This is a genomic window from Pseudoalteromonas sp. NEC-BIFX-2020_002, assembly GCF_013002825.1.
In the GTDB taxonomy this organism is placed as follows: Bacteria; Pseudomonadota; Gammaproteobacteria; order Enterobacterales; family Alteromonadaceae; genus Pseudoalteromonas; species Pseudoalteromonas neustonica.
Genome location: NZ_JABEPJ010000019.1, coordinates 35,866 through 58,388 on the forward strand (window position 1 = coordinate 35,866; position 22,523 = coordinate 58,388).

At 39.7% G+C, this 22,523-nt stretch carries 24 protein-coding genes; 20 read left to right on the plus strand and 4 right to left on the minus strand.

Annotation, left to right across the window (positions count from 1 at the left end; genetic code table 11):
- Positions 1–198: 198 nt before the first annotated feature.
- Positions 199–909 carry a hypothetical protein gene (locus HJP15_RS17760; protein WP_170174267.1) on the minus strand — a complete coding sequence of 237 codons (711 nt, stop codon included), beginning with the start codon at positions 907–909 and terminating at the stop codon, positions 199–201.
- A gap of 208 nt (positions 910–1,117) precedes the next feature.
- Between HJP15_RS17760 and HJP15_RS17765 the strand changes: the two genes are divergently transcribed.
- The gene (locus HJP15_RS17765; RefSeq protein WP_054455401.1) at positions 1,118–1,498 is read left to right on the plus strand and encodes a hypothetical protein; all 381 of its coding nucleotides are present in this window, start codon (positions 1,118–1,120) and stop codon (positions 1,496–1,498) included.
- Here the strand turns inward: HJP15_RS17765 and HJP15_RS17770 are convergent.
- Complete coding sequence (locus HJP15_RS17770; RefSeq protein WP_170174268.1) at positions 1,476–1,937, minus strand: PaaI family thioesterase; 462 nt, start codon at positions 1,935–1,937, stop codon at positions 1,476–1,478. The genes HJP15_RS17765 and HJP15_RS17770 overlap by 23 nt on opposite strands.
- 178 nt (positions 1,938–2,115) lie before the next feature.
- Here HJP15_RS17770 and lexA point away from each other — a divergent pair, with 178 nt between their 5' ends.
- From lexA to HJP15_RS17795, 5 genes are all read left to right on the plus strand, one after another.
- Positions 2,116–2,733: a transcriptional repressor LexA gene (lexA, locus tag HJP15_RS17775; protein WP_054206090.1), complete on the plus strand. Its 618-nt coding sequence runs from the start codon at positions 2,116–2,118 to the stop codon at positions 2,731–2,733.
- A gap of 418 nt (positions 2,734–3,151) precedes the next feature.
- Complete coding sequence (gene coxB, locus HJP15_RS17780) at positions 3,152–4,294, plus strand: cytochrome c oxidase subunit II (RefSeq protein ID WP_054206091.1); 1,143 nt, start codon at positions 3,152–3,154, stop codon at positions 4,292–4,294.
- Complete coding sequence (gene ctaD, locus HJP15_RS17785) at positions 4,294–5,895, plus strand: cytochrome c oxidase subunit I (RefSeq protein WP_054206092.1); 1,602 nt, start codon at positions 4,294–4,296, stop codon at positions 5,893–5,895. The genes coxB and ctaD overlap by 1 nt, the downstream gene beginning before the upstream one ends.
- Positions 5,895–6,422: a cytochrome c oxidase assembly protein gene (locus HJP15_RS17790; RefSeq protein ID WP_054206093.1), complete on the plus strand. Its 528-nt coding sequence runs from the start codon at positions 5,895–5,897 to the stop codon at positions 6,420–6,422. Before ctaD ends, HJP15_RS17790 begins: the two co-directional genes overlap by 1 nt.
- 35 nt (positions 6,423–6,457) lie before the next feature.
- On the plus strand, positions 6,458–7,333 hold the full coding sequence (locus HJP15_RS17795) for a cytochrome c oxidase subunit 3 (RefSeq protein WP_054206094.1): 876 nt from the start codon (positions 6,458–6,460) through the stop codon (positions 7,331–7,333).
- Here HJP15_RS17795 and HJP15_RS22335 read toward each other — a convergent pair.
- Positions 7,233–7,547: a DUF2909 family protein gene (locus HJP15_RS22335; RefSeq protein WP_082379065.1), complete on the minus strand. Its 315-nt coding sequence runs from the start codon at positions 7,545–7,547 to the stop codon at positions 7,233–7,235. The genes HJP15_RS17795 and HJP15_RS22335 overlap by 101 nt on opposite strands.
- Positions 7,548–7,559: 12 nt before the next feature.
- Between HJP15_RS22335 and HJP15_RS17805 the strand changes: the two genes are divergently transcribed.
- From HJP15_RS17805 to HJP15_RS17865, 13 genes are all read left to right on the plus strand, one after another.
- On the plus strand, positions 7,560–8,297 hold the full coding sequence (locus tag HJP15_RS17805; protein WP_170174269.1) for an SURF1 family protein: 738 nt from the start codon (positions 7,560–7,562) through the stop codon (positions 8,295–8,297).
- The gene (locus tag HJP15_RS17810; protein ID WP_170174270.1) at positions 8,297–8,791 is read left to right on the plus strand and encodes a transmembrane cytochrome oxidase associated protein; all 495 of its coding nucleotides are present in this window, start codon (positions 8,297–8,299) and stop codon (positions 8,789–8,791) included. The genes HJP15_RS17805 and HJP15_RS17810 overlap by 1 nt, the downstream gene beginning before the upstream one ends.
- 17 nt (positions 8,792–8,808) lie before the next feature.
- The gene (locus tag HJP15_RS17815; RefSeq protein WP_170174271.1) at positions 8,809–9,798 is read left to right on the plus strand and encodes a COX15/CtaA family protein; all 990 of its coding nucleotides are present in this window, start codon (positions 8,809–8,811) and stop codon (positions 9,796–9,798) included.
- 8 nt (positions 9,799–9,806) lie between these two features.
- Positions 9,807–10,715 (plus strand): heme o synthase, encoded by a 909-nt coding sequence (gene cyoE, locus HJP15_RS17820; RefSeq protein WP_170174272.1) that lies wholly within the window; start codon positions 9,807–9,809, stop codon positions 10,713–10,715.
- On the plus strand, positions 10,712–11,323 hold the full coding sequence (locus HJP15_RS17825) for an SCO family protein (RefSeq protein ID WP_054455411.1): 612 nt from the start codon (positions 10,712–10,714) through the stop codon (positions 11,321–11,323). The genes cyoE and HJP15_RS17825 overlap by 4 nt, the downstream gene beginning before the upstream one ends.
- A 173-nt stretch (positions 11,324–11,496) precedes the next feature.
- The gene (locus HJP15_RS17830) at positions 11,497–11,772 is read left to right on the plus strand and encodes an STAS domain-containing protein (protein WP_501193729.1); all 276 of its coding nucleotides are present in this window, start codon (positions 11,497–11,499) and stop codon (positions 11,770–11,772) included.
- 9 nt (positions 11,773–11,781) lie between these two features.
- A complete protein-coding gene (locus tag HJP15_RS17835) occupies positions 11,782–12,144 on the plus strand; it encodes a response regulator (protein ID WP_054206100.1) in 363 nt (120 codons plus the stop codon).
- Positions 12,145–12,158: 14 nt separating this feature from the next.
- Positions 12,159–14,240, plus strand: a complete 2,082-nt coding sequence (locus HJP15_RS17840; RefSeq protein WP_170174273.1) for a chemotaxis protein CheA — start codon at positions 12,159–12,161, stop codon at positions 14,238–14,240.
- On the plus strand, positions 14,237–14,734 hold the full coding sequence (locus tag HJP15_RS17845; protein WP_054206102.1) for a chemotaxis protein CheW: 498 nt from the start codon (positions 14,237–14,239) through the stop codon (positions 14,732–14,734). The genes HJP15_RS17840 and HJP15_RS17845 overlap by 4 nt, the downstream gene beginning before the upstream one ends.
- Before the next feature lie 33 nt (positions 14,735–14,767).
- The gene (locus HJP15_RS17850; RefSeq protein WP_170174274.1) at positions 14,768–17,488 is read left to right on the plus strand and encodes a methyl-accepting chemotaxis protein; all 2,721 of its coding nucleotides are present in this window, start codon (positions 14,768–14,770) and stop codon (positions 17,486–17,488) included.
- A gap of 193 nt (positions 17,489–17,681) precedes the next feature.
- Entirely contained in the window at positions 17,682–18,494 is an 813-nt protein-coding gene (locus HJP15_RS17855; RefSeq protein WP_054206104.1) for a CheR family methyltransferase, read from the plus strand.
- Between the two features lie 2 nt (positions 18,495–18,496).
- Complete coding sequence (gene cheD, locus HJP15_RS17860; RefSeq protein ID WP_054206105.1) at positions 18,497–19,114, plus strand: chemoreceptor glutamine deamidase CheD; 618 nt, start codon at positions 18,497–18,499, stop codon at positions 19,112–19,114.
- A gap of 9 nt (positions 19,115–19,123) precedes the next feature.
- A complete protein-coding gene (locus tag HJP15_RS17865; protein ID WP_170174275.1) occupies positions 19,124–20,155 on the plus strand; it encodes a protein-glutamate methylesterase/protein-glutamine glutaminase in 1,032 nt (343 codons plus the stop codon).
- Between the two features lie 15 nt (positions 20,156–20,170).
- On the opposite strand, the gene HJP15_RS17870 is transcribed toward HJP15_RS17865, so the two are convergent.
- Positions 20,171–21,202, minus strand: coding sequence for a polysaccharide deacetylase family protein (locus tag HJP15_RS17870; RefSeq protein ID WP_170174276.1), 1,032 nt, complete (start codon positions 21,200–21,202; stop codon positions 20,171–20,173).
- Positions 21,203–21,241: 39 nt separating this feature from the next.
- On the opposite strand from HJP15_RS17870, the gene HJP15_RS17875 reads away from it, so the two are divergent.
- Positions 21,242–22,513 (plus strand): MATE family efflux transporter, encoded by a 1,272-nt coding sequence (locus tag HJP15_RS17875; RefSeq protein ID WP_054206139.1) that lies wholly within the window; start codon positions 21,242–21,244, stop codon positions 22,511–22,513.
- Positions 22,514–22,523: the final 10 nt, after the last annotated feature.

Here is a 22,523-nt window from a genome sequence, read left to right on the forward strand (position 1 = left end):
AATCACTTAAGTGAACTACAGGAGGGCGTATTTTAGAGTTATTATTCAATAGCGTAAATCAGCTGAACGGACGAGCTTAAGTACTTAATAATTAAACTAATGTATATTTTTATAGATCAGAAAGTTTACATTGCATATTTTTATATGCAATTTAGTCGGCGATGGCGTGTGGTTATCGCCATCACCATTAAGAGAATTTTATGTGCGAGTTCGTTTACGTCGAGGCAACCTGAAGTTTTGTAGTAGTAAAATAAATCCAGTGATACAAAATAACACGCTACAGGCAGAAAAACTGATCAGTAATGGATTATTAAAGTCTTCTCGTTCGTCGTAATCCATAATATGTAGCATCCAAAAAAAGTCAAAAATACGCCAAATAGTACTGCGTACAGTAATAACGTTTCCATTATCTGCTGATAGATATAACGTTGTGCTAAAGGTGTCGTCAAAAGTTACTTGCCAAATATTTTGTTTATAACCCACTTCACGAGGGCCTGTTGTTAGTATTACAGCATTATTAACTTTTGCTTCTATTAATAAATGAGCGTAGGCATTTGCAATAATTTGGGTTTTACTCGGTGCTAAAAGCGGGCGCCCAGTAAGGCCATTAAAGCTATGCTCACCTTCGCTGTTATTCACTGTAATTATTGGGGTGGTTAAAAAATGACTATAAGTTATTTGAGTTGGCTGTGGAACTTGCAAGACAATATTATCAAGTGAGGTAGGGTAATCGGCTTGATTAAATGGGTTATTAATTGAGCGTGCTGCAAGATGCTTACCGTGCACTTTTTCAAGAGGGATTGCGCTCATTACTAAACCACCTAACAACCAGGCAAAAATTTGAATTGCTAGTAAATACCCGAGCCATTTGTGAAATTTACGAGCGTGTTTAAAAATGCGTTTATTCATATTACTACCTGTTTGTTATTATTTTTCAGCGCGGTATTTTATAAGCTATACTCGGTTTGCCAATGTGGCAAATTGTCGCATGTAGATTTTAGCTTAGATAAAACGTTGAATTATGTATCTTGAGGTGACTTGGGGATAGATTATTTGGTATAAAAGCAAAAATAGGTTAAAGTTTGCATTGTTTTTAATGTGAGATAAAAGAGAAATAATGTCGGAAATTCAATTTTTAAATGTAGATCTTGAGCTTGAATCCAAACAAGATATTAGCCTGTTAGTTGCAGACTTAAAAAAGAGTGCTGTGGTTTTACATTATGATAAAGATGAGTACCGACAGCTTGCACGCATTGAATCTAAAGGAGAAGTAACCTCTCCTGATAAGGCGATTAATCACTTATGCGAGTTAATAGAGTCGTGTTCGCGTGCAGCATTAAAACAATGGTTATCGTGCTCAAAGCGTACTTTTGATCTTGGCTTTGAATCAGGTACCTCGCCAAAGTGCTTTAATCAAGCATTACAGGTTGATACCTTGTTACGCATATCTGCAATAGGTGCCGGTGTTGAAATTACTATTTATCCTGTTCAGAGCTAATTTTACGCTCAACAACTGCTGCGGTCATCCTCGATACGCAGCATAATTCACCTCGGCTGTTGGTTATTTTTACTTCCCATACAGATGTTCGCTTACCCAAATGCAGTGGCTTAGCTATTGCTGTTAACGTGCCATTACGTGATGCTTTTAAATGGTTCGCATTGATCTCTTGTCCAACGCAGTAAAAGTTTGTGAAATCGACCACAAAATTAGCGGCATAACTGGCGACGGTTTCAGCTAAAACAACATTAGCACCACCGTGCACTATTCCCATTGGGTTATGATGCTCAGGGATGGCTGGCATAGTTGCAACGAGGTAATCGTCACCAATTTCACTAATCTCAATGCCCATGGTTTTCATTAATGTGCCTTGTCCATTTATACCGTTATCAAGACTTTTGCATTGTTCAAGGGTGATAGGTTGATACCAAATACTCATATGTCCATATTCTCCAATGGGTTTAAATTTACTTTATACTTTTTAACATTCATATCGGTAACTTCATACTAATAAATTCAATCAATATTTATGGTTTTATTTAAGCCAATTTAAATTTGCGATTTTCATATAACTGTATATACTCACAGTTAAATGTACTGTATGGAAACCCAGTTGTATGCGCCCATTAACGAATCGCCAAGCTCAAATTCTCGAACTTATTAAAGCTTTTATCAAAGATACAGGCATGCCACCAACGCGTGCAGAAATTGCGCAGACGCTAGGTTTTAAAAGTGCAAATGCGGCAGAAGAGCATTTAAAAGCACTTGCTAAAAAAGGTGTGATTAAAATGAAACCTGGTGCAAGCCGAGGTATTCAACTGGTTGAAGAAGATGAGCCAGAGCAACTAGGTTTACCGCTTATTGGTAGGGTGGCCGCGGGTGAACCTATATTGGCTGAGCAACATGTTGAAAGCCATTGCCAAGTTGATCCGCTGTTATTTAAGCCAGCTGCTGACTTTTTACTGCGTGTACAGGGCATGAGCATGAAAGATATTGGCATTATGGATGGTGACTTATTAGCTGTACATCGTACTCAAGTGGCTGAAAATGGCCAAGTAGTGGTGGCACGTGTTGATGATGATGTAACCGTTAAGCGTATTGAAAAAGCTGGGAAAAAAGTTTTCTTACATGCTGAAAATGATGACTTCTGCGCAATTGAAGTTGATCTAGAGCATGAATCTTTCAATATAGAAGGTTTGGCTGTTGGTGTTATTCGTAACGCCGATTGGATGTAATAACTTTTTCATAGAGTGGCATCAAATAGCTGAAGTTTGATGCTTTACATTTTTTAACCCCTAATATATTAGAACCCACACTTGTAAGTACCATTCAAAGCCTTATTACCCCTACTTATCCACTGCTTTTAGCTATTTAATATTACCTTCCTTTGGAAAATAACGCGCTGATTTTTAGTTGTTATTTTTGCAGTAAAATAAAATTTAATTGCCATTAAAACTTGCTAATTGTTCATTTTTTAACTAATTGGTTAATACACTGTATTAACAATTGCTCTTTAATGAGTGTGTTTATGCCTGTGGTATAAATAAATTGTTAACTTTCAGTTAAAATAACAATAAACGAATTGGCGCGATTTAATAGCAGTGCCGCCTTTTCGCTTTGCATTTTTGCAATAGCATTCAAAGGAGTCGTCACATGGGTAAACTGAGCTCTACCTTGTGGCTTATATTGTTTGTTCTACCGCAGCAAGTATTGGCAAATAGCCAATTTAATATGCGAAAGGGCGTAACAGATATAAGTAATGATGTTTATCAACTGCACATGACAATATTTATTATATGTTGTGTGATTGGTGTAATTGTGTTCGCGGTTATGTTTTGGGCACTAATCCATCACCGAAAATCAAAAGGGGCAAAACCTGCCCAATTCCATGAAAGTACAAAAGTAGAAATCCTCTGGACGGCAATACCATTTGTAATCTTAATCGCTATGGCGGTACCCGCTACTAAAACTCTAATTTCGATGGAAGATGCCAGCAAAGCAGATTTGACCATTAAAATTACGGGGTCGCAGTGGAAGTGGCATTATGAATACATGGGTGAAGACGTTGCTTTTTACTCTATTCTATCAACCCCTCAAGATCAAATTTCCAACCAAGCAGATAAAACAAACACCTATCTACTTGAAGTTGATAAACCATTGGTATTACCTATTAATAAAAAAGTACGTTTTTTGATGACTTCAGACGATGTTATCCACTCTTGGTGGGTACCTGATTTTGCTGTAAAAAAAGATGCAAACCCTGGCTTTATCAATGAAACGTGGACCAAAATTAATGAAGAGGGAATTTATCGAGGTCAGTGTGCTGAGCTATGTGGTAAAGATCATGGTTTTATGCCTGTTGTTGTTGAGGCTAAGTCTGAGCAAGCGTTTACCGATTGGTTGCAACAAGCGAAGCAAGCCAAAAAAACGGCAGCAGCAGCAGATGCAGCCCTGCTTGACCAAACCCTCCCTAAAGAGGAGTTAATGGTGTTGGGAGAGCAAGTGTATATGGCTAGTTGCGCCGCATGCCATCAACCAACAGGAATGGGTTTACCAGGTGTATTTCCTGCGCTCAAAGGTAATCCTGTGGTGTTGGGGGATATTAATGATCATATTGATGTGGTGATTAATGGTCGCCCAGGTACTGCGATGCAAGCATTTGTTAAGCAGTTATCAATTAAGCAATTGGCAGCTGTCGTTACCTATAAACGTAATGCATGGGGTAATGATACTGGGGATGTGATTCAACCGAGTCAAATACAAGCCGCGATTGATGCAACTTCGGAGGCTAAATAATGAGTAGCGTAACAGAGCAACAACATAATGAAGCTGGGCATCATGACGGCGGACATCATCACCCTGCAAAAGGGTTTAAGCGTTGGTTGTACACAACTAACCATAAAGACATTGGCAGCTTATATTTAATTTTCTCGTTGACCATGTTTTTAATTGGTGGCGCGATGGCGATGGTTATACGCGCTGAGTTGTTTCAGCCGGGGCTACAATTAGTTGATCCTCACTTCTTTAATCAAATGACTACAGTACATGGCTTGATCATGGTATTTGGTGCTGTTATGCCTGCTTTCACAGGGCTGGCAAACTGGATGGTGCCCTTGATGATCGGTGCGCCAGATATGGCGTTACCTCGAATGAATAATTGGAGTTTTTGGATTTTACCATTCGCGTTTTTAATTCTATTAGCCTCATTATTTATGCCTGGTGGTGGCCCTGCATTTGGTTGGACATTTTATGCACCACTTTCTACTACATACAGTAACGATAACACCGCGTTTTTTGTGTTTGCTGTGCATATCATGGGAATTAGCTCAATCATGGGAGCAATCAATGTCATTGTGACCATTGTTAATATGCGAGCTCCAGGTATGACTTGGATGAAGCTACCGTTATTTGTATGGACTTGGCTAATAACGGCATTTTTACTTATTGCTGTAATGCCTGTATTGGCAGGTGCCGTGACTATGGTCCTGACGGATAAATACTTTGCGACCAGCTTTTTTGACGCGGCTGGGGGCGGTGATCCGGTGATGTTCCAACACATATTCTGGTTCTTCGGGCACCCTGAGGTGTACATCATGATATTACCGGCCTTCGGTATTATCTCAACAATAGTACCTACCTTTTCGCGTAAGCGGCTATTTGGCTATGCCTCCATGGTTTACGCGACGTCCTCAATTGCGTTGTTGAGCTTTATTGTTTGGGCGCATCATATGTTTACGACGGGTATGCCGGTCGCTGGGGAGCTATTTTTTATGTATGCGACCATGCTGATTTCGGTGCCAACGGGCGTTAAGGTATTTAACTGGGTAGCCACTATGTGGCGGGGTTCGATTAGCTTTGAAGTACCCATGTTATTTAGCATCGCCTTTATTGTGTTGTTTACGATTGGTGGTTTCTCAGGGTTAATGTTGGCAATCACCCCTGCAGATTTTCAATATCACGACACTTACTTTGTGGTGGCACATTTTCACTATGTATTAGTGACAGGTGCGGTCTTCTCAATCATGGCGGGGGCTTATTATTGGCTGCCAAAATGGACGGGTAATATGTTTAATATCACTTTGGCTAAATGGCACTTTTGGTTGTCGTTAGTGAGTGTGAATGTGCTGTTCTTTCCAATGCACTTTGTTGGTCTTGCAGGTATGCCACGTCGGATCCCTGATTATGCGCTGCAATTTGCCGATTTTAACGCGATTATTAGTATTGGCGGCTTTGCTTTTGGCCTTTCACAATTGCTGTTTGTTGTTGTGGTGTATAAATGCGCACGCGGTGGCGACAAAGTTCCGGCAAAAGTATGGGATGGTGCTGAAGGTCTTGAGTGGGAGGTTGCTTCTCCAGCGCCTTATCACACATTTGAAACCCCACCGGAGATTAAGTAATGAGTCATGCACCGTTACTTAAACGCTTAGTTTTAATATGCCTAGGCATGTTTGCTTTTGCGTTTGCAATGGTGCCGTTGTACGACGTTTTTTGTGATGTTACAGGGCTTAATGGTAAGCCCTCGCTAGAGCAAGCAAAGCAAAGCACGCATATAAATGAAAAGCGTGAAATAGATGTGAGCTTTACTACGCATGCACAAAGTGGCGCGCCGTTTAAGGTGAAATCACATGAATATAGTGTGGTTGTTAAACCTGGTGCTATGCGTGAGGTGTTATTCAAAGCAAAAAATATCAGTAATGAAGATAAAGTAATGCAAGCTGTGCCGTCGGTATCGCCAGGTAAAGCAGCTAAGTATCTACATAAAATGGCCTGTTTTTGTTTTGATCAACAGCCCTTAAAAGCAGGGGAGGAGGTTGAGTTTAAATTACTTTTTTATGTTGATACGGAACTCCCTGATGATGTGGAAGAAATAACTTTATCTTATACCGTGTTTGATATTAGCAAGCAGTTAGTCGCCAGTAATTAGGCTGCCAAACTAATCGCTATTTAGGAGCAAGTAAAATGGATAAAAATCACGAAAAATACTATGTGCCCGCGCAAAGTCCGTGGCCAATAGTCGGTGCATTTGCAATGTTTTTTATTGCAGTGGGTGCCGCGCTTACTGTGATGCAGGCTAAGAATGAAGGTGGCAATGGTCATTATATTCTCTATGTAGGCATTGGCGTGTTGTTGTTTATGTTATTTAGTTGGTTTAAAAATGTCATTGAAGAGTCTGATAAGGGTTTATATTCAGCGCAAATGGATCGCTCTTTTCGTCAAGGTATGAGTTGGTTTATTTTCTCTGAGGTGATGTTTTTTATGGCGTTTTTTGGTGCATTGTTTTATGCCCGTATCCTATCTGTGCCTTGGTTGGGTGGAGCGGGTAATAATGCAATGACCAATGAGGTGCTATGGCCAACCTTCGAGGCTATGTGGCCATTAGTCACAACACCAGCAGGAGGTACAACACAAGCCATGGGTTGGCAGGGGTTGCCACTGATCAACACATTAATATTACTCACCTCATCGGTCACTTTGCATTTTGCACATGTCGCAATGGAGAATAATAAGCGCGGACCATTAAAGGTATTTTTGGCATTAACGGTTGCGCTAGGAGTTTGCTTTTTAGGCCTACAAGTTGAAGAGTATATTCATGCCTACCAAGATCTTGGGTTGACCTTAGATGCTGGTGTATACGGCAATACATTCTTTTTACTGACCGGTTTTCATGGCCTGCATGTGACCTTAGGTACGGTTTTATTATTGGTCATTCTAATTCGAATTATTAAAGGCCATTTTAGCCCGGATAAACATTTTGCTTTTCAAGCGGCTGCTTGGTATTGGCATTTTGTTGATGTGGTATGGCTGTGTTTATTTGTATTTGTATACGTGCTGTAATTTTGTGAATAGGCGATGCGTTACTGTGGATAAAACCGATCTTTAACGCTGCAATTACAATCACTAATACAACAACAGAAAATAATACACGACGGCCTAAATAGTGAGACATAGGCCGTCCATCCGCTTTACCTGAGACCATAATAAATAAAGCTCGGAACAAGTTAAAAAGTATAAATAGTAGCAACAGTACGATAATAATTTTAATAATCACTGGGTCACCTTTATGCAGTTAATTTTATGGCGTAAACAAAAGCTTAGCTCAATTATCATACTTTGCGTGGTGGTGATTGTGATTTTAGTGTGCTTACGTTTGGGGTATTGGCAGTTACAAAGAGCTGAAAACAAAGCACTACAGCTAACACAAATAGCCGAGCTACAAGAGCAGGGAGTTTTGAGTTGGAAGCAAATGCATCAGCTTCCAACTAAGTGGAATAAAACCGGGTTGCATGTAACTGTGACGGGCATGCTTGATACAGAGCAATACTGGCTGTTAGACAATCAAGTCTATCAAGGGCAAGTTGGCTACGATGTTGTTACTTTATTAAAATTGACCAACAGTGATGATAACTTATTAGTAAATTTAGGGTGGGTTAAGGCCCCCATTAGCCGCGAACAGTTACCTCTGGTTCATTTACCAGCAAGCCCTTTCACCATGACAGTGCAATTAAAGCAAGGCACGCTCAGTGGCTTTACGTTGCAAAAAGCAGCGCAACACATAGATTCAAACTGGCCTAAGCGCATACAAATTATTGACTTAGCATTATTTACACAGCAGACGGGTCGTAACATAGTTGAATTTATGGGGTATCGTCAAGGTGATGGCGATAACATCGCTGTGCCTCATTATAAAGCTGTGGTGATGAGCCCCGAAAAACATCAAGCATATGCTGTGCAGTGGTTTTTAATCGCTGTTGCTTGCCTAGTTATTGCAATATTCGCTAGTAAAAAGAAGGAATTATAATGAAAAATAATCCATTAATGATATTTATTGGTTGTTGTTTAGTGCCTTTAATAATGGCGTATTTAGCCTTAAAATTTGACTGGATCCCAAGCGCATCGAGTAATAAAGGCGAGTTTTTAACTCAAGAAATTAAACTGCAAGATTGGCAACAATCTGAGCATAAACAGTGGACTATAGCGCTTAATCACCCTGCACAATGTGAGCAAGCGTGCGCTGAGCAATTACACGCACTAAACAATCTTTATGTTGCCCTTGGTAAAAACCAAGGCAAAGTCGATATGGCAATACTTGGGCAGGCGCAACAGCAAACATTGCGCTGGCGTGAACTCCCTGCAGTCGATGTGCTCCAGCCAGCAAGTTTATATTTAATTGATCATATGGGGTTGGTCGTTTTGCAGTACCCGTATCATGTAGAACCTCAGCAAAACCGTTTAACTCAAAAAGGATTGTTAAAAGATTTAAAAAAATTACTTAACTACTCGCGTTCAAGCTAATTTAAGGAGTGCTAACTATGTATAAAAATTATAAAAACTTGGTATTAGCTACGTTTATGTTGTCGATTTTAGTTATTGGGCTTGGCGCTTATACTCGTTTAAGTGATGCGGGTTTAGGTTGCCCTGATTGGCCAGGGTGTTATGGATTTTTAACCGTGCCCAAGCATGCAGCTGACCTTGCTCATGTAGAGCAAAGTTACCCTGATATGATGTTTGAAACCGCGAAAGCGTGGAAGGAAATGATCCACCGCTATTTTGCAGGTACCCTTAGCTTATTAATTTTAGCGCTATTTATATTGGCTTTTTCAAAGCGCCAACATCCGACCACGCCTGTTAAGTTACCATTGTTACTACTTGCGTTAGTGGTTTTTCAGGCCGCGCTAGGCATGTGGACTGTTACCATGAACTTGCAGCCTGTCATTGTAATGGGCCACCTTTTGGGCGGCTTTAGTATTTTGTCTTTAGTTACACTGTTGTATTTACGACTTACTGCACAGCCTATTAGTGGAGGCGATGCCCCTGCAAGGCGTCATTTTAAGCTGAGCTTGGTTGCGTTAGTGGTACTGGTAATTCAAATTGCGCTAGGCGGCTGGTTAGCTGCTAATTATGCTGCCCCACATTGTAACGGTTTACCGCTGTGTAGTTATGGCCAACCATTTTCGCTTAGTAGTGTATTTCAATTACCGTTAGAGCAAAGTACTTATGAATATGGCGTGCTTTCACAGCAAGCAAGAATGTCGATTCATTTACTGCATAGAATATGGGCTTTGGTTACGTGTGTAGTGTTAGCACTGATCATGTGGCGCATTTATAGCCATGCACTATCTAAAAAGATAAAACATTGCACTGTGGCGGTCTTAATTGCACTGCTATGTCAGATTTGTTTAGGATTAGCGGTTGTGCATTGGCATTTTCCTTTAGGTATCGCACTGGCACATAACCTAATGGCTGCCATACTCTTATTAACGGTAGTTCGTTTATGTTTTTACTTAAAAGTACGTACTTAGGGGCAGTTATGACACAACTAATAGCAATAACAAAGTTAGCACCTAGTCAAATTAGCGCGTTAATTAATGATTATCTCGCAATTTGTAAATTCAAAGTAGTCGCCATGTTGGTACTAACAGCATGGGTGGGGTTAGCGCTTGCACCAGATGTTGGTCGAGGGATGGGTGTACAGCTAATCAGCTTGTTAGGGATCGGGTTATTATCAGCAGCGGCAGCTGTTATTAATCACGTGGTTGATAGCGAAATAGATAGTAAAATGGCGCGCACACGTCATCGTCCAGTTGCTAAGGGGCGGTTATCTAAGTTTCATGCATTGAGTTTTGCAACAGTGATTGGCGTTAGTGGTTTTATTATGTTGATGCTATGGGCTAATCCGTTAACTGCAATATTGACCTTATTTGCATTGGTTGGTTATGCATTTATTTATACTTCATTTTTAAAACGAGCAACCCCACAAAATATAGTTATTGGTGGACTCGCTGGTGCAATGCCACCATTACTAGGCTGGGTCTCTGAAACTGGGCAAATGGCAGCTGCTCCTTGGTTGCTGGTAATGATTATTTTCACCTGGACGCCTCCACATTTTTGGGCTTTGGCAATTGCCCGAAAAAGTGATTATGAACGAGCAAAAATACCCATGTTACCTGTTACTCACGGTATTGATTTTTGTAAAACATGTGTAGTCGCTTATTCAATTTTATTAGCACTGGTATGTGTACTGCCTTACTTAATAGGCATGTCAGGTGCTATTTATTTAATAGCCTCAACGGTACTTAATGGGATTTTTATTTATAAAGCAGTAAAACTTAAAATGGCAGGAAATGACGACACTGCGATGGATTTATTCCGTTTTTCAATCGTTCATTTAATGGTACTCTTTGTGGTCTTATTTGTAGACAAATGGCTTGTTATATGAAGTTTAATGCGAATGTATTATTAGTTTTAAGTTTGTTTTTTTTGGTTGCTTGTAGTGAAAATAAAGTGGCTACGGTTGACGCACTTGTTTACGAGCAAAGTAAGCCGCTTAATGATTTTATCTTGCAAGATCAAAATAGTGAACCGGTGACTAAGCAAGCGTTTTTAAATCAGTGGAACTTGGTTTTTTTAGGCTATACGAGCTGTCCAGATATTTGTCCGCTTACCTTAGCTAAACTTAATAATGTTCATAAGGCATTAAAAGACAAGTATCCGCTGCAAGTTTGGTTTTTATCCGTTGATCCACAACGAGATACACCCGACAAGCGCAAAGCGTATATTGACTATTTTAATCCAGATTTCTTAGCTGTTTCAGGCCCACATAAAGACTTATTCCCATTAGTGCGAGAACTGGGGCTAATATACGCAATCAGCGATAGTGATGAGCAGGAGTATGCTGTCGATCACAGTGCATCAGTTGCAATGGTTGATTCAACTGGAGCTGTTAGGGCTATTTTTAAACCTGAATTTAAAGCAGGCAGCACGCCTTTGATTAATGCAAAAAAACTAATAATAGAATTTTCAGTAATTGCAGATCAATATCAATAATTAATTGCTAATTAAAAACTACATGTATTCATGAAGGAGCACGATGTGCTCCTTTTTTTATCTGAATTTTTCATCATGAAATATATTTATTCTTTTTTCAGTGCTTTTGTGGCTTTTTTACTAACTCGGTCTAAGCTTTTGTTATGAATTGGTAAAACAAGGAAAGTAATAAAATTATGTTAAAGCTTCCTGCAGAATTGACTATCACCCAAGTTGAGGTTTTACATCAAGATATATTACGCGAATTAAATAGCAATGATGATGTATGTTTGGATATTAGTGATGTCTCTAGTGCGGATACTGCAACTATTCAGTTGTTATGTGCTTTGCAAAAACATTTACTTTCTGTACATCATAAAATTATTTGGGTAGGGCAGAGTGATCCATTAAAAAGTACCATTAATAGTTTGGGTCTGAGTGAATATCTAATACTCGAAAGTACAGATTAAGAGGTCAATATGAAAAGAATTTTAGCGGTGGATGATTCCGCATCAATGCGCCAAATGGTGGGATTCACCTTAAAAAAGGCAGGGTTTGATGTTACTGAAGCAAAAGATGGTAGTGAAGCATTAAGCATCGCTAAGCAGCAAGGTTTTGATGCTGTTATATCAGATGTCAATATGCCAATAATGGATGGTATTACTTTGATCCGTGAGTTACGGACTCTGCCAAACTATAAATTCACGCCGTTATTAATGTTAACAACTGAATCCGGTATGGATAAAAAAGTTGAAGGGAAGGCGGCAGGAGCCACAGGTTGGATTGTAAAGCCTTTTAACCCTGAGCAATTATTGGCTGTCATCAAGAAAGTGATTCGCTAATTTAGGGAGCGGGCATGAGTATAGATTTAAGTCAATTTTTTGAAGTCTTTTTTGAGGAAAGTTTCGAAGGCTTGGATGCAATGGAGGCTGAGTTGCTAAACTTGGTTCCCGGAGAGGAAGACTTAGAAACGATCAATACAATTTTTCGTGCTGCGCATTCAATTAAAGGCGGCAGTGGCACATTTGGTTTTAACTCGGTATCTGACTTCACTCATGTACTCGAAACTTTATTAGATCAAATACGAGAAGGCAAAAGAGAGTTAACAACAGAGCACGTTGACCTGTTACTAAAATCGGTGGATTGTTTACGCGCTTTGCTCAGTGCTTTGCAATCAGAGCAAGAACCAGATCTTGAAGAAGCTAATGCCTTAAGGCTTAAATTTGAGGCTATTTTAGGGCTAGGGCAATCCGAACACGATAATCCTAACTCAGAATGTGCAGATGAACAGCAGGCAGAAGTAAACACATACCAAATAGATTTTAAGCCCTACCATCATTTATTTAAAACAGGTAATGAGCCTTTATACATGATCAGCGAGCTAGCTGAGTTAGGTGAGCTCGAAACCCATGTATCTCATAATGAAATCCCTGATATTACAGATTTAACGGCCGATGATTGCTTTCTTTCCTGGCGCTTCTTTTTAAATACCGAAAAAGAAGAGCGTGTTATTAGAGAGATATTTGAATGGGTGGAAGATGATTGTGATTTAACAATTACGCTGTGTGGCGGGCTTTTCTCAGAAGATGATACGGCGCAAGGAGCCGAAGAAAATAACCCAGATAGTAAAATAGAACCTGCTTCATCAGCACCTATAAATACGCAAGAGGTTAAAAAAACGGTGGTAAGCAAGGCACCACCTCCAGCAACTGAATCAACTTCTATACGCGTTGGTATTGATAAAGTGGATTCACTGATCAACATGGTTGGTGAGTTAGTAATAACCCAAGCGATGCTAACGCAACTTGGGGAGCAGGAAATTACTGAAGCGACGATTGCTTCTTTGCAAGAAGGATTAGCGCAGTTAGCGCATAACACTCGTGATTTACAAGAAAATGTAATGCGAATACGGATGCTCCCCATAAGTTTTGTGTTCAGTCGTTTCCCTCGTTTAGTAAGAGATATTTCACAAAAGTTAAATAAACAAGTTGAGTTGAAATTACTCGGAGAGCAGACAGAGCTTGATAAAACGGTAATGGAAAAAATCTCCGACCCAATGGTGCATCTAGTTCGTAATTCGCTTGATCATGGCCTTGAAACTGTCGATCAGCGTCTTGCAGTAGGCAAAGACCCCGTAGGTATTGTCACGCTCAATGCATTTCATCAAGGCGGTAATATCGTTATTGAAATTATGGATGATGGGCAAGGCCTTAATACCACTAAAATCAAAGAAAAAGCTATTGCAAATGGACTGATAGCATTAGGCGACGAGCTTAGCGATGACGAAATCAACGAATTAATTTTTATGCCGGGATTCTCAACCGCAGATGCGGTAAGTGATATTTCAGGACGCGGCGTTGGAATGGACGTAGTTAGGCGTAATATTCAATCGCTTAATGGTTCTGTAGAAGTGTCGTCCGCGACGGGTATTGGCTCGACTTTTACGATTCGTTTACCACTGACGCTGGCTATTTTAGATGGTCAGTTAGTTAAAGTTGCAAAACACACATACATTATTCCTTTAATTTCAATTGTTGAGTCATTGCAAATCGATATCACCAAAGTAAGTCGAGTGGGTAAAGATCTTGATGTTTTAAGGCTGCGTGATGAATACATCCCTATTTTACGTTTGTACAATATTTTTAATCATCAAGGTGCTATTGAGACCTTAGATAAAACCTTGTTAGTCGTTGTTGAAAGCGATAATCAAAAAATAGGTTTACTAGTAGATGATTTACTTTCTCAGCAACAAGTTGTGATTAAGAGCTTAGAAGCTAATTATCAAAAGGTAGACGGTGTATCTGGGGCGACAATTTTAGGTGATGGCCGTGTTTCTCTAATTATAGATATTAGTGGTTTAATCAAATTATCTGGCTTACGAAAACCAGGAAGCCAAGAGTTGATTATTGAATCGCAAGCTAATTTGGAGGCGTCATGATCTCTGGGCAAAGCGAATTAGATAACAAGATAATGCTAGAACAAGCAAAAGGGGTGAAGCAATTTCTCACTTTTATTATGGCGGATGAGGAGTACGGTGTAGATATTTTAACTGTGCAAGAAATTCGTAGTTGGGAAGAAATTACAGTGCTACCTAATGCACCAGATTACGTCAAAGGGGTTATTAATCTACGTGGGACCATAGTCCCTATTTTAGATTTGAGGTTGCGGTTTGGATTACCGAGTATTGAGTATGGTCCTTTAACTGTTGTGATAGTCGTAAAAGTGAATTTTGAACAAGGCAGCAAGATTATGGGCGTAGTCGTGGACGCTGTATCTGATGTTTATAGCATCGCAGAAGAAGACGCGAAAACAGTGCCTAATTTTACGGATTCTGATAACTCAGAGTTTGTTGCAGGGCTGGTAAATGTAGGTGAAAAAATGGTTGCGTTACTTGATTTGAAAAAAACAATGAAGATTAAATGTACGCATTAAAAACCATAACAGATAAATAAAAAGGTGATTGGCATGTGGTGGTTTAGTAATTCAAAACAGTCAGAATCAAGTAATGACCTAGTCGTTGCTGCATTAAATAAGTCTTTAGCGGTCATTGAATTTGAGCCCGAGGGGCAAATTATTACTGCCAATGACAATTTTCTAAATGTAATGGGTTACCAGCTTGAGGAAATTCAGTGTCAACATCATGCCATGTTTGTTGATCCTACAGAGGTCGACAGCGCGCAATATCAAGAGTTTTGGCAGCGACTTAAAAGTGGTGAGTTTATCCGCGATGAATTCAAGCGCACAGGTAATCATGGTAAAGAAATTTGGATACAAGCGACGTACAACCCTGTCATAGATGCGCAAGGAAAAGTATTAAAAGTTGTTAAGTTTGCCACAGACATCACACAGCAAAAACGCCTTGCAGCTGATGTGGCCAGTCAAATAGAAGCAATTAATAAATCCCAAGCAGTGATCGAATTTAACCTTGATGGCACCATTATTACGGCCAATGATAATTTTTTAAACACACTTGGTTATAGTCTGGATGAAATTAGAGGCAAGCATCACCGTTTATTTGTTGAACAGGAGTATGCTAAAAGTACTGAATATAACCAGTTTTGGCGAAAATTAGGAGATGGAGAATTTGACTCTGGTGAGTACTTGCGTATAGCAAAAGATGGTAGAAAGATCTGGATACAAGCGTCTTACAATCCTATTTTTGACCCTAACGGAAAACCATATAAAGTCATTAAATATGCTAGTGATATTAGTGCCCAAAAAGCAGTATCTGAAAAAGCGCGCTCGACTGCAGATTTAGCTAATGCCTTAAAAGTATGCCAAGCAAATGTGATGATTGCAGATAACGATTTAAAGATTGTTTTTGTAAATGAGAAAGTAAAACAAATGCTGCAGGCGCGTGAGGCTAAGCTAAAAACCGTTTTGCCATCATTTTCAGTGGCGGATCTTATAGGTACCTGTGTAGATGATTTTCATAAGCAGCCATCGCATCAGCGCAAAGTATTGTCAGAACTTAACGAGCCACATAAAGCCACTTTACGTTTAGCGGAACTTATTTTTAGTCTCATCGCTACGCCTTGGCTTGGTAGTGATGGGCAGAGGTTAGGAACGATTGTTGAGTGGCAAGATATAACAGATAGTGAAAATAAAGCTGAGCAAGAAAAACGTGAATCACAAGAAAATTTACGTGTGCGCCGAGCGTTAGATCGCGTTGCTACTAATACTATGATTGCGGATGCAGATAATAACATCATTTATATGAATGATGCGGTTGTTAGTATGATGCGTACGGCAGAGAAAGATTTACGCAAAGACCTACCTACTTTTGATAGTAGTAAGTTATTAGGGCAAAACATTGATGTATTTCATAAGAACCCAGTCCACCAGCGTAATATATTAAGCAAATTAAATAAAACGTATAGTGCTGAAATACTGGTTGGCGGGCGAACTTTTGGTCTAGTTGCTAACCCTATTATTACACCTGATAGTGAGCGTATAGGCACTGTCGTTGAGTGGGTTGACCGTACAGAAGAAGTTGCCATAGAAAAAGAAATTAATGATTTAATTAGTGTCGCTGGAAGTGGTGATTTAGATATTAGGATAAAAGAAGCAGATAAAAATGGATTTTTCCTACGCTTAGCCAAAGGATTAAACAGTTTGGTTGGGATTGTAGATGATGCAGTGTCCGGTACAGGGGAAATGCTATCAGCGATGGCTAATGGCGATTTATCAAAACGTATTGAACAAGATTATCAAGGTTCATTTGATAAGCTTAAACGTGATGCTAATGCAACCGCAGATAAATTAACAGAAGTTATCCACCGAATAAATTCATCCGCGACTATGGTTGCCAGTGGTGCGGAAGAGATATCGCAAGGCAATGCAGATTTAAGCCAGCGTACGGAGGAGCAAGCATCAGCATTAGAAGAAACAGCATCAAGTATGGAAGAAATGACAAGTACAGTTCGTCAAAATGCAGATAACGCTAAAGTAGCCAATGAACTGGCGTCAGAAACACGAGACAAAGCACAACTTGGAGGAGAGGTCGTTAATCGAGCTGTAACCAGCATGTCAGCGATCAATGAATCCAGTAAAAAAATTGCTGATATTATAAGTGTGATTGACGAAATTGCTTTTCAAACTAACCTATTAGCGCTTAACGCCGCTGTTGAGGCCGCAAGAGCAGGAGAGCAAGGTAGAGGCTTTGCAGTTGTCGCAGGAGAGGTACGAAACTTAGCTCAGCGCTCTGCAGGGGCTGCAAAAGAGATTAAAGAGTTAATTAGAGATAGTGTTGATAAGGTCGAAGATGGCACGCAATTGGTCAATGAGTCAGGTGCAACGTTGCAAGAAATAGTTACCTGTGTGCAACGTGTCACAGGCATGATTTCGGATATTGCAGAAGCATCTGAAGAGCAAAGCTCAGGCATTGAGCAAGTTAATAAAGCAATTTCTGAAATGGATGAAATGACACAGCAAAATGCGGCCTTGGTTGAACAAGCGTCTGCTGCTGGTGAGTCGATGGCAGAGCAAGCGAATGATATGCGTAAGCTATTACGGTTCTTCTCATTAGGCCAAGAAGAGGCTGTAGTTCCCAACATAGAAAAGCCTAAAGCGACGACCCCACACGTAAGAAGTACTGAAACACCCGTCACACATAGTCGTTATATTCGCAGCGAACCAAGAGGGAATGATTTCTCTGAGCCTTCTGATGAGTGGGAAGAATTTTAAAGTTTATTAATAAACAACAAAGAATATTTTCTATATGGATTTAGAAAAGGTGCGCTGTACATTTTATATCACATAAGTATTTGATTTATTGTACAGCGCGATTAGCGCACGCCAATGCTTAGAATCCTGAGCAGCTAATTACTAAACCCTTAATAGCCGTTATTTCCGACTGTTATAATTGCGAGTGATTGTGATGAAAGAGTTTTTGTTTACCGACGATGATTTTAAGAAAGTATCAGAAAAAGTATATAACTCTTGCGGCATTGTATTGGGTGAGCATAAGCGGGAAATGGTTTATTCACGTTTAGCGCGGCGAGTAAGATCATTGCAGCTCTCCAATTTCAAACAGTACTTAGAGTATTTAGAAGCTCACCATAATCAAGAGTTTAGTGATTTCATTAATGCGATAACCACAAATTTGACGGCATTTTTTCGCGAGCAGCACCATTTTGACTATCTACAAACACAGATTTTTCCAAAGCTATTAATAGCCAATAAAGATACGCGGCGAGTACGTATTTGGTCTGCGGGCTGCTCTACGGGTGAAGAACCTTATTCTTTAGCTATGGTATTGAGTGGTGTATTCCCACGTGATTGGGATGTAAAAATTCTAGCAACCGATTTAGACTCCAACGTTTTGGCGAAAGCGCAGTCTGGTACTTATACCGCAGCAAATGTTAATGGGCTTGAGCCTAGTCAGTTAAAGCGCTGGTTTTTAAGAAGTAAAGATGGTGAGCAATTTAAAGTAAAACCTGAACTGCAACAGATGATTTCTTTTAAACGTTTGAATTTACTGCAAGAGTGGCCGCTTAAAGGCCCATTTGATGTGATTTTTTGTCGTAATGTGGTGATCTATTTTGATAAAGAAACTAAAGAGCAGCTTTTTGAGCGTTATCACCAAGTTTTAGCTATGGATGGACATCTAATGTTGGGTCACTCTGAAACAATGAGTAAGGCACATCAAGAGTTTAAGAATTTAGGGAAGACAATGTATCAGAAGGTTTAATTATGGATAAGCATTTTTCACCAGTACTAAAAGGCTTCGATCATGTAAGACGGTTTTGGGATAGTGGGCATAAAAATGTTGTTGCAAAGGTTTTGCCCGGTGAGTTTTATGTATCAAAAAATGATGAGTTAATTACGACTGTGCTCGGATCATGTATTGCTGCGTGTGTTTATGATGAGCAAGTAGGTGTTGGGGGCATGAATCACTTTATGCTGCCTATTGAAAAAGGACAGGAGCTTACAAATGCTCACAGCCTAAATTGCCGTTATGGAAATTGGGCAATGGAATTTTTAATTAATGAAGTGCTTAAAAATGGTGCATCGCGCGCGAATTTAAAAATAAAGCTCTTTGGTGGCGGGCAGATTATTCGGACAATGACGGATATCGGTCTTGGTAATATAAGTTTTGCACAGGCATACGTTCAAGAAGAGGGATTGAGGTTAGTTTCTCAGGATGTAGGGGGCCCATGGCCTCGTAAAGTGGTGTTTCACCCGCAGACGGGTAAAGCTCATGTGAAAAAGCTGCGTAGTGTGCAAAATGAGAATATCGAAAAACGTGAAGTGAACTATCTTCATAATATTGAAAAACAAGAATTAAAAACTGATATTGAATTATTCTAAGGGGATTAAATGATTAATGTACTCGTGATAGATGACTCCCCGCTGATAAGGCAAATCTTAACCCAAGTTTTAAATCAAGCTGATGATATTAAAGTGGTTGGCTGTGCTGAAGACCCTTATCAAGCCCGGGACATGATCAAACAGCTCAATCCTGATGTACTTACATTAGATATTGAGATGCCAAGAATGGACGGCATTAGTTTTTTAAAAAATCTAATGCGACTAAGACCAATGCCGGTTGTAATGATTTCTACTTTAACTCAAAAAGGCTCGCCCATTACGCTTGAAGCATTAGAGTTAGGGGCTGTTGATTTTGTTGCTAAGCCAAAAATTAATGTATCTGAACAATTTGCTCAGTATGCGCAGCTAGTACAGCAAAAAGTGCGCACTGCTGCAAGTGCTAGGATACGCAGCTTTAAGCTCCCAGCTAATGTTGCAATTGATACTTCTGCTAAACAACATTTTATCAATACCAAAGTGTTAGCGATCGGAGCATCAACAGGGGGAACTGAGGCAATTAAAGAAGTATTAATAAATATGCCAGTGAATTGTCCGCCGCTTATGATCACTCAGCATATACCGCCAGTTTTTAGTAAGTCATTTGCACTACGAATGGACAAAACCTGCGCAATAAATGTAAAAGAAGCATGTCATGGTGACAAACTAGCGCCAGGCTGGGCTTATATCGCACCAGGGGATCAGCATTTAAGTATTAAGTTACAAAATGGCAGTTTGTATTGCCAGCTTGATGCAAGTGACCCGATAAATCGTCATCGCCCCTCTGTTGATGTGTTATTTAATTCGATGGCAAAGGTATGTCCAACGCATACAGTAGCAGCACTATTAACGGGAATGGGAAGTGATGGCGCTAAAGGTTTATTGTCTCTAAGGGAGTTGGGGGCTTACACTATGGCGCAAGATGAGCTGTCATCAGTAGTATGGGGAATGCCAAAAGCGGCAATTGAGCTAAATGCCGCTATAGATGTGGTTTCCTTGGATAAAATCGCGAGTAATTTATTGCGTCATGCTGTTAAAAAATAATTTGCAAAAAATAGGTTATTTAACGATTACCCAAGGTTGTGAAAACCAGTAATAACTACCTGCATGCTTAATAGATGGCGCAGTACAATTAAAGCGAGAGCGACCTTTACCTAATGCTTTTGGTGTTTGTACTTGCACTGTATCTTTAGATGTCCATGTTAGCTTTGCTTGTCCAACACTAGATACATAACATGCTAGTTGGCTTTTATGGAAATCCCCCATATTAAATTGGATACTGATCTGGGGAAGATCCTCAGTTGTTACACTATCAGTATAAATTAGCTTTTTAATAGGGAATGCACGCGCATTCATTTTAGTAATTAAAGTATCGAGCGTGCTATAAAACCCTGATGCAGGAAAGCGAGGTAAGCGGCTAAAGTCAGAGTCTGTGTGTATAGCTCCTGAGTGTTGGCCAATACCAATAAAGCCCAACTCAGTTACTAAGTCTTGCAGCTGATTATTAAACTCACCGTAAGGATAGGCTAAGTATTTATAGTCATGTCCTATTTCTTCTTTAATGCGCTGTTGTGACGACAAAATATCTTGCTTGATCCGGGCTTGCCATTGCTCTGTTGTTTCTTCAGCTAATTTACGATGTAAGTAGTCATGTTGAGCACTGTGATTAGCAATAAGGGCTCCTTTTTTTGCGAGCTCTCTCAATTGGGGCCAACCCATCACATAGCCTTTACCTTCATCAATAAGTTTAGGGTTTACAAAAATAGTATAAGGGTAATTAAACCTCTCTAATATGGGCGCTGCTTGTTCATAGTTATTCTTGTATCCATCATCAAACGTAATTGCGACGGTTTTATCTGGTAAACTTTCGCCTTGTTGCAAGCGAGTTAATAGTTCATTGAGTGGGAGCACTTTAAAATCATGCTCTTGCAGGTAAGTAAGATGTTCGGTAAAAGTATCAGCACTGACACTTGTAACCGCTGGCAGAGTTTCACTGACATGGTGATACTGCAAAATAACTGCACTTTGCGCAGGCAAAGACAGACAAAATAGGACCGATAGTACACTGTGAAAAAATTTCTTAAACGTCATAAGGCACACCATAAAAGCTTGCTGTTGTTAGCAGGTCCGATGATATTATCAAATATAACCGTGCCATTGTTAGGAATTGTTGATACAGCAGTAATTGGCCATCTAGGTAGTGCGCATTATCTTGCTGGTATAGCACTAGGAGCCACGATTATTTCGTTGCTTTTTTGGCTAGCAGGCTTTTTAAGAATGAGTACCACAGGCCTTGTGGCACAAGCTTATGGTAAAAAGGACTATGCTCAATTAGCTGGGTTACTAAAACGTAGTTTAGTACTGGCGCTTATTGTTGCCTTTATTTTAATTGCCTTATCCCCATTAATGAAAAATGTAATAGCTTACCTGTCTGGTTCCAGTGAGGAGGTGTTAGTACAAGCTTATAGTTACTTTTATATTCGTATTTTTAGCGCACCAGCAGCGTTGTGTAACTTAGTGCTATTAGCGTGGATGCTGGGTATTCATTATGGTAAAGGGCCGTTCTATTTGCTGCTTGTCACTAATATTACCAACATCGTATTAGATATATATTTTGTCGTGTTTTTAGATTGGGAAGTTGCTGGTGCTGCATGGGCTTCGGTGATTGCTGATTATATTGCCTTAGTGTTTGCATTATTTTTAGTCATACGATTAGCAAATAAAATGTCAGTGCCTTTATTTGTTGGTGGCTGGTTTAGTCGTAAAAAAATGTGGGCATTATTAAGCCTTAATCGTGATATTTTTATTCGCTCGCTGATTTTGCAGTTGTGTTTTAGTTTTATGACTTTTTATGGTGCTCGCATTGGTGATGTGACGCTTGCGGCAAACGCAGTATTAATGAACTTTTTAATGTTAGTTAGTTTTGCATTAGATGGTATCGCTTACGCAAGTGAAGCAAAAATAGGCCAGGCGAAAGGGCAAAATAGTGTTAGGCGTATTAATTTATGGATGCGTATAAGTGTTTTTTGGGGAATGTTGTTTGCCCTATGTTATAGCGTGTTTTTTGCATTATTCGGCGGGCAGATAATCACGTTATTAACGGATGTTCCGCAAGTGATTAGTGAAGCCCAAAAATATTTGCCTTGGCTAATAATTTTACCTCTAGCAGCAATGAGTTGTTTTCTGTTTGATGGTATTTTTGTTGGGTTAACTCGCGCAAAAGACATGCGTAACACGATGGTTTTTTCAGCGCTATTCGGTTTTTTTGGTGTTTTTTTGCTATCTCAGCAATGGCAAAACCATGGGTTATGGTTTTCGATGACCTGCTTTATGTTACTTCGTGGCATCACATTGATAGTCCGTTATAGGCAACTACAAACATCGCAGCGCTTATTGAGTTAGTTTAAATGTA

Excerpts from the sequence above, each read along its gene's own strand:
- HJP15_RS17765 (WP_054455401.1), top strand. The coding sequence starts at position 1,118 with ATGTCGGAAATTCAATTTTTAAATGTAGATCTTGAGCTTGAATCCAAA.
- HJP15_RS17840 (WP_170174273.1), top strand. The coding sequence starts at position 12,159 with ATGAGTATAGATTTAAGTCAATTTTTTGAAGTCTTTTTTGAGGAAAGT.
- HJP15_RS17850 (WP_170174274.1), top strand. The coding sequence starts at position 14,768 with ATGTGGTGGTTTAGTAATTCAAAACAGTCAGAATCAAGTAATGACCTA.
- HJP15_RS17825 (WP_054455411.1), top strand. The coding sequence starts at position 10,712 with ATGAAGTTTAATGCGAATGTATTATTAGTTTTAAGTTTGTTTTTTTTG.
- ctaD (WP_054206092.1), top strand. The coding sequence starts at position 4,294 with ATGAGTAGCGTAACAGAGCAACAACATAATGAAGCTGGGCATCATGAC.
- HJP15_RS17795 (WP_054206094.1), top strand. The coding sequence starts at position 6,458 with ATGGATAAAAATCACGAAAAATACTATGTGCCCGCGCAAAGTCCGTGG.
- HJP15_RS17805 (WP_170174269.1), top strand. The coding sequence starts at position 7,560 with ATGCAGTTAATTTTATGGCGTAAACAAAAGCTTAGCTCAATTATCATA.
- HJP15_RS17815 (WP_170174271.1), top strand. The coding sequence starts at position 8,809 with ATGTATAAAAATTATAAAAACTTGGTATTAGCTACGTTTATGTTGTCG.
- HJP15_RS17865 (WP_170174275.1), top strand. The coding sequence starts at position 19,124 with ATGATTAATGTACTCGTGATAGATGACTCCCCGCTGATAAGGCAAATC.
- HJP15_RS17760 (WP_170174267.1), bottom strand. The coding sequence starts at position 909 with ATGAATAAACGCATTTTTAAACACGCTCGTAAATTTCACAAATGGCTC.
- HJP15_RS17845 (WP_054206102.1), top strand. The coding sequence starts at position 14,237 with ATGATCTCTGGGCAAAGCGAATTAGATAACAAGATAATGCTAGAACAA.
- HJP15_RS17835 (WP_054206100.1), top strand. The coding sequence starts at position 11,782 with ATGAAAAGAATTTTAGCGGTGGATGATTCCGCATCAATGCGCCAAATG.
- HJP15_RS17870 (WP_170174276.1), bottom strand. The coding sequence starts at position 21,202 with ATGACGTTTAAGAAATTTTTTCACAGTGTACTATCGGTCCTATTTTGT.
- HJP15_RS17810 (WP_170174270.1), top strand. The coding sequence starts at position 8,297 with ATGAAAAATAATCCATTAATGATATTTATTGGTTGTTGTTTAGTGCCT.
- HJP15_RS17855 (WP_054206104.1), top strand. The coding sequence starts at position 17,682 with ATGAAAGAGTTTTTGTTTACCGACGATGATTTTAAGAAAGTATCAGAA.
- HJP15_RS17770 (WP_170174268.1), bottom strand. The coding sequence starts at position 1,937 with ATGAGTATTTGGTATCAACCTATCACCCTTGAACAATGCAAAAGTCTT.
- HJP15_RS17875 (WP_054206139.1), top strand. The coding sequence starts at position 21,242 with ATGATATTATCAAATATAACCGTGCCATTGTTAGGAATTGTTGATACA.
- cheD (WP_054206105.1), top strand. The coding sequence starts at position 18,497 with ATGGATAAGCATTTTTCACCAGTACTAAAAGGCTTCGATCATGTAAGA.
- coxB (WP_054206091.1), top strand. The coding sequence starts at position 3,152 with ATGGGTAAACTGAGCTCTACCTTGTGGCTTATATTGTTTGTTCTACCG.
- HJP15_RS17790 (WP_054206093.1), top strand. The coding sequence starts at position 5,895 with ATGAGTCATGCACCGTTACTTAAACGCTTAGTTTTAATATGCCTAGGC.
- cyoE (WP_170174272.1), top strand. The coding sequence starts at position 9,807 with ATGACACAACTAATAGCAATAACAAAGTTAGCACCTAGTCAAATTAGC.
- lexA (WP_054206090.1), top strand. The coding sequence starts at position 2,116 with ATGCGCCCATTAACGAATCGCCAAGCTCAAATTCTCGAACTTATTAAA.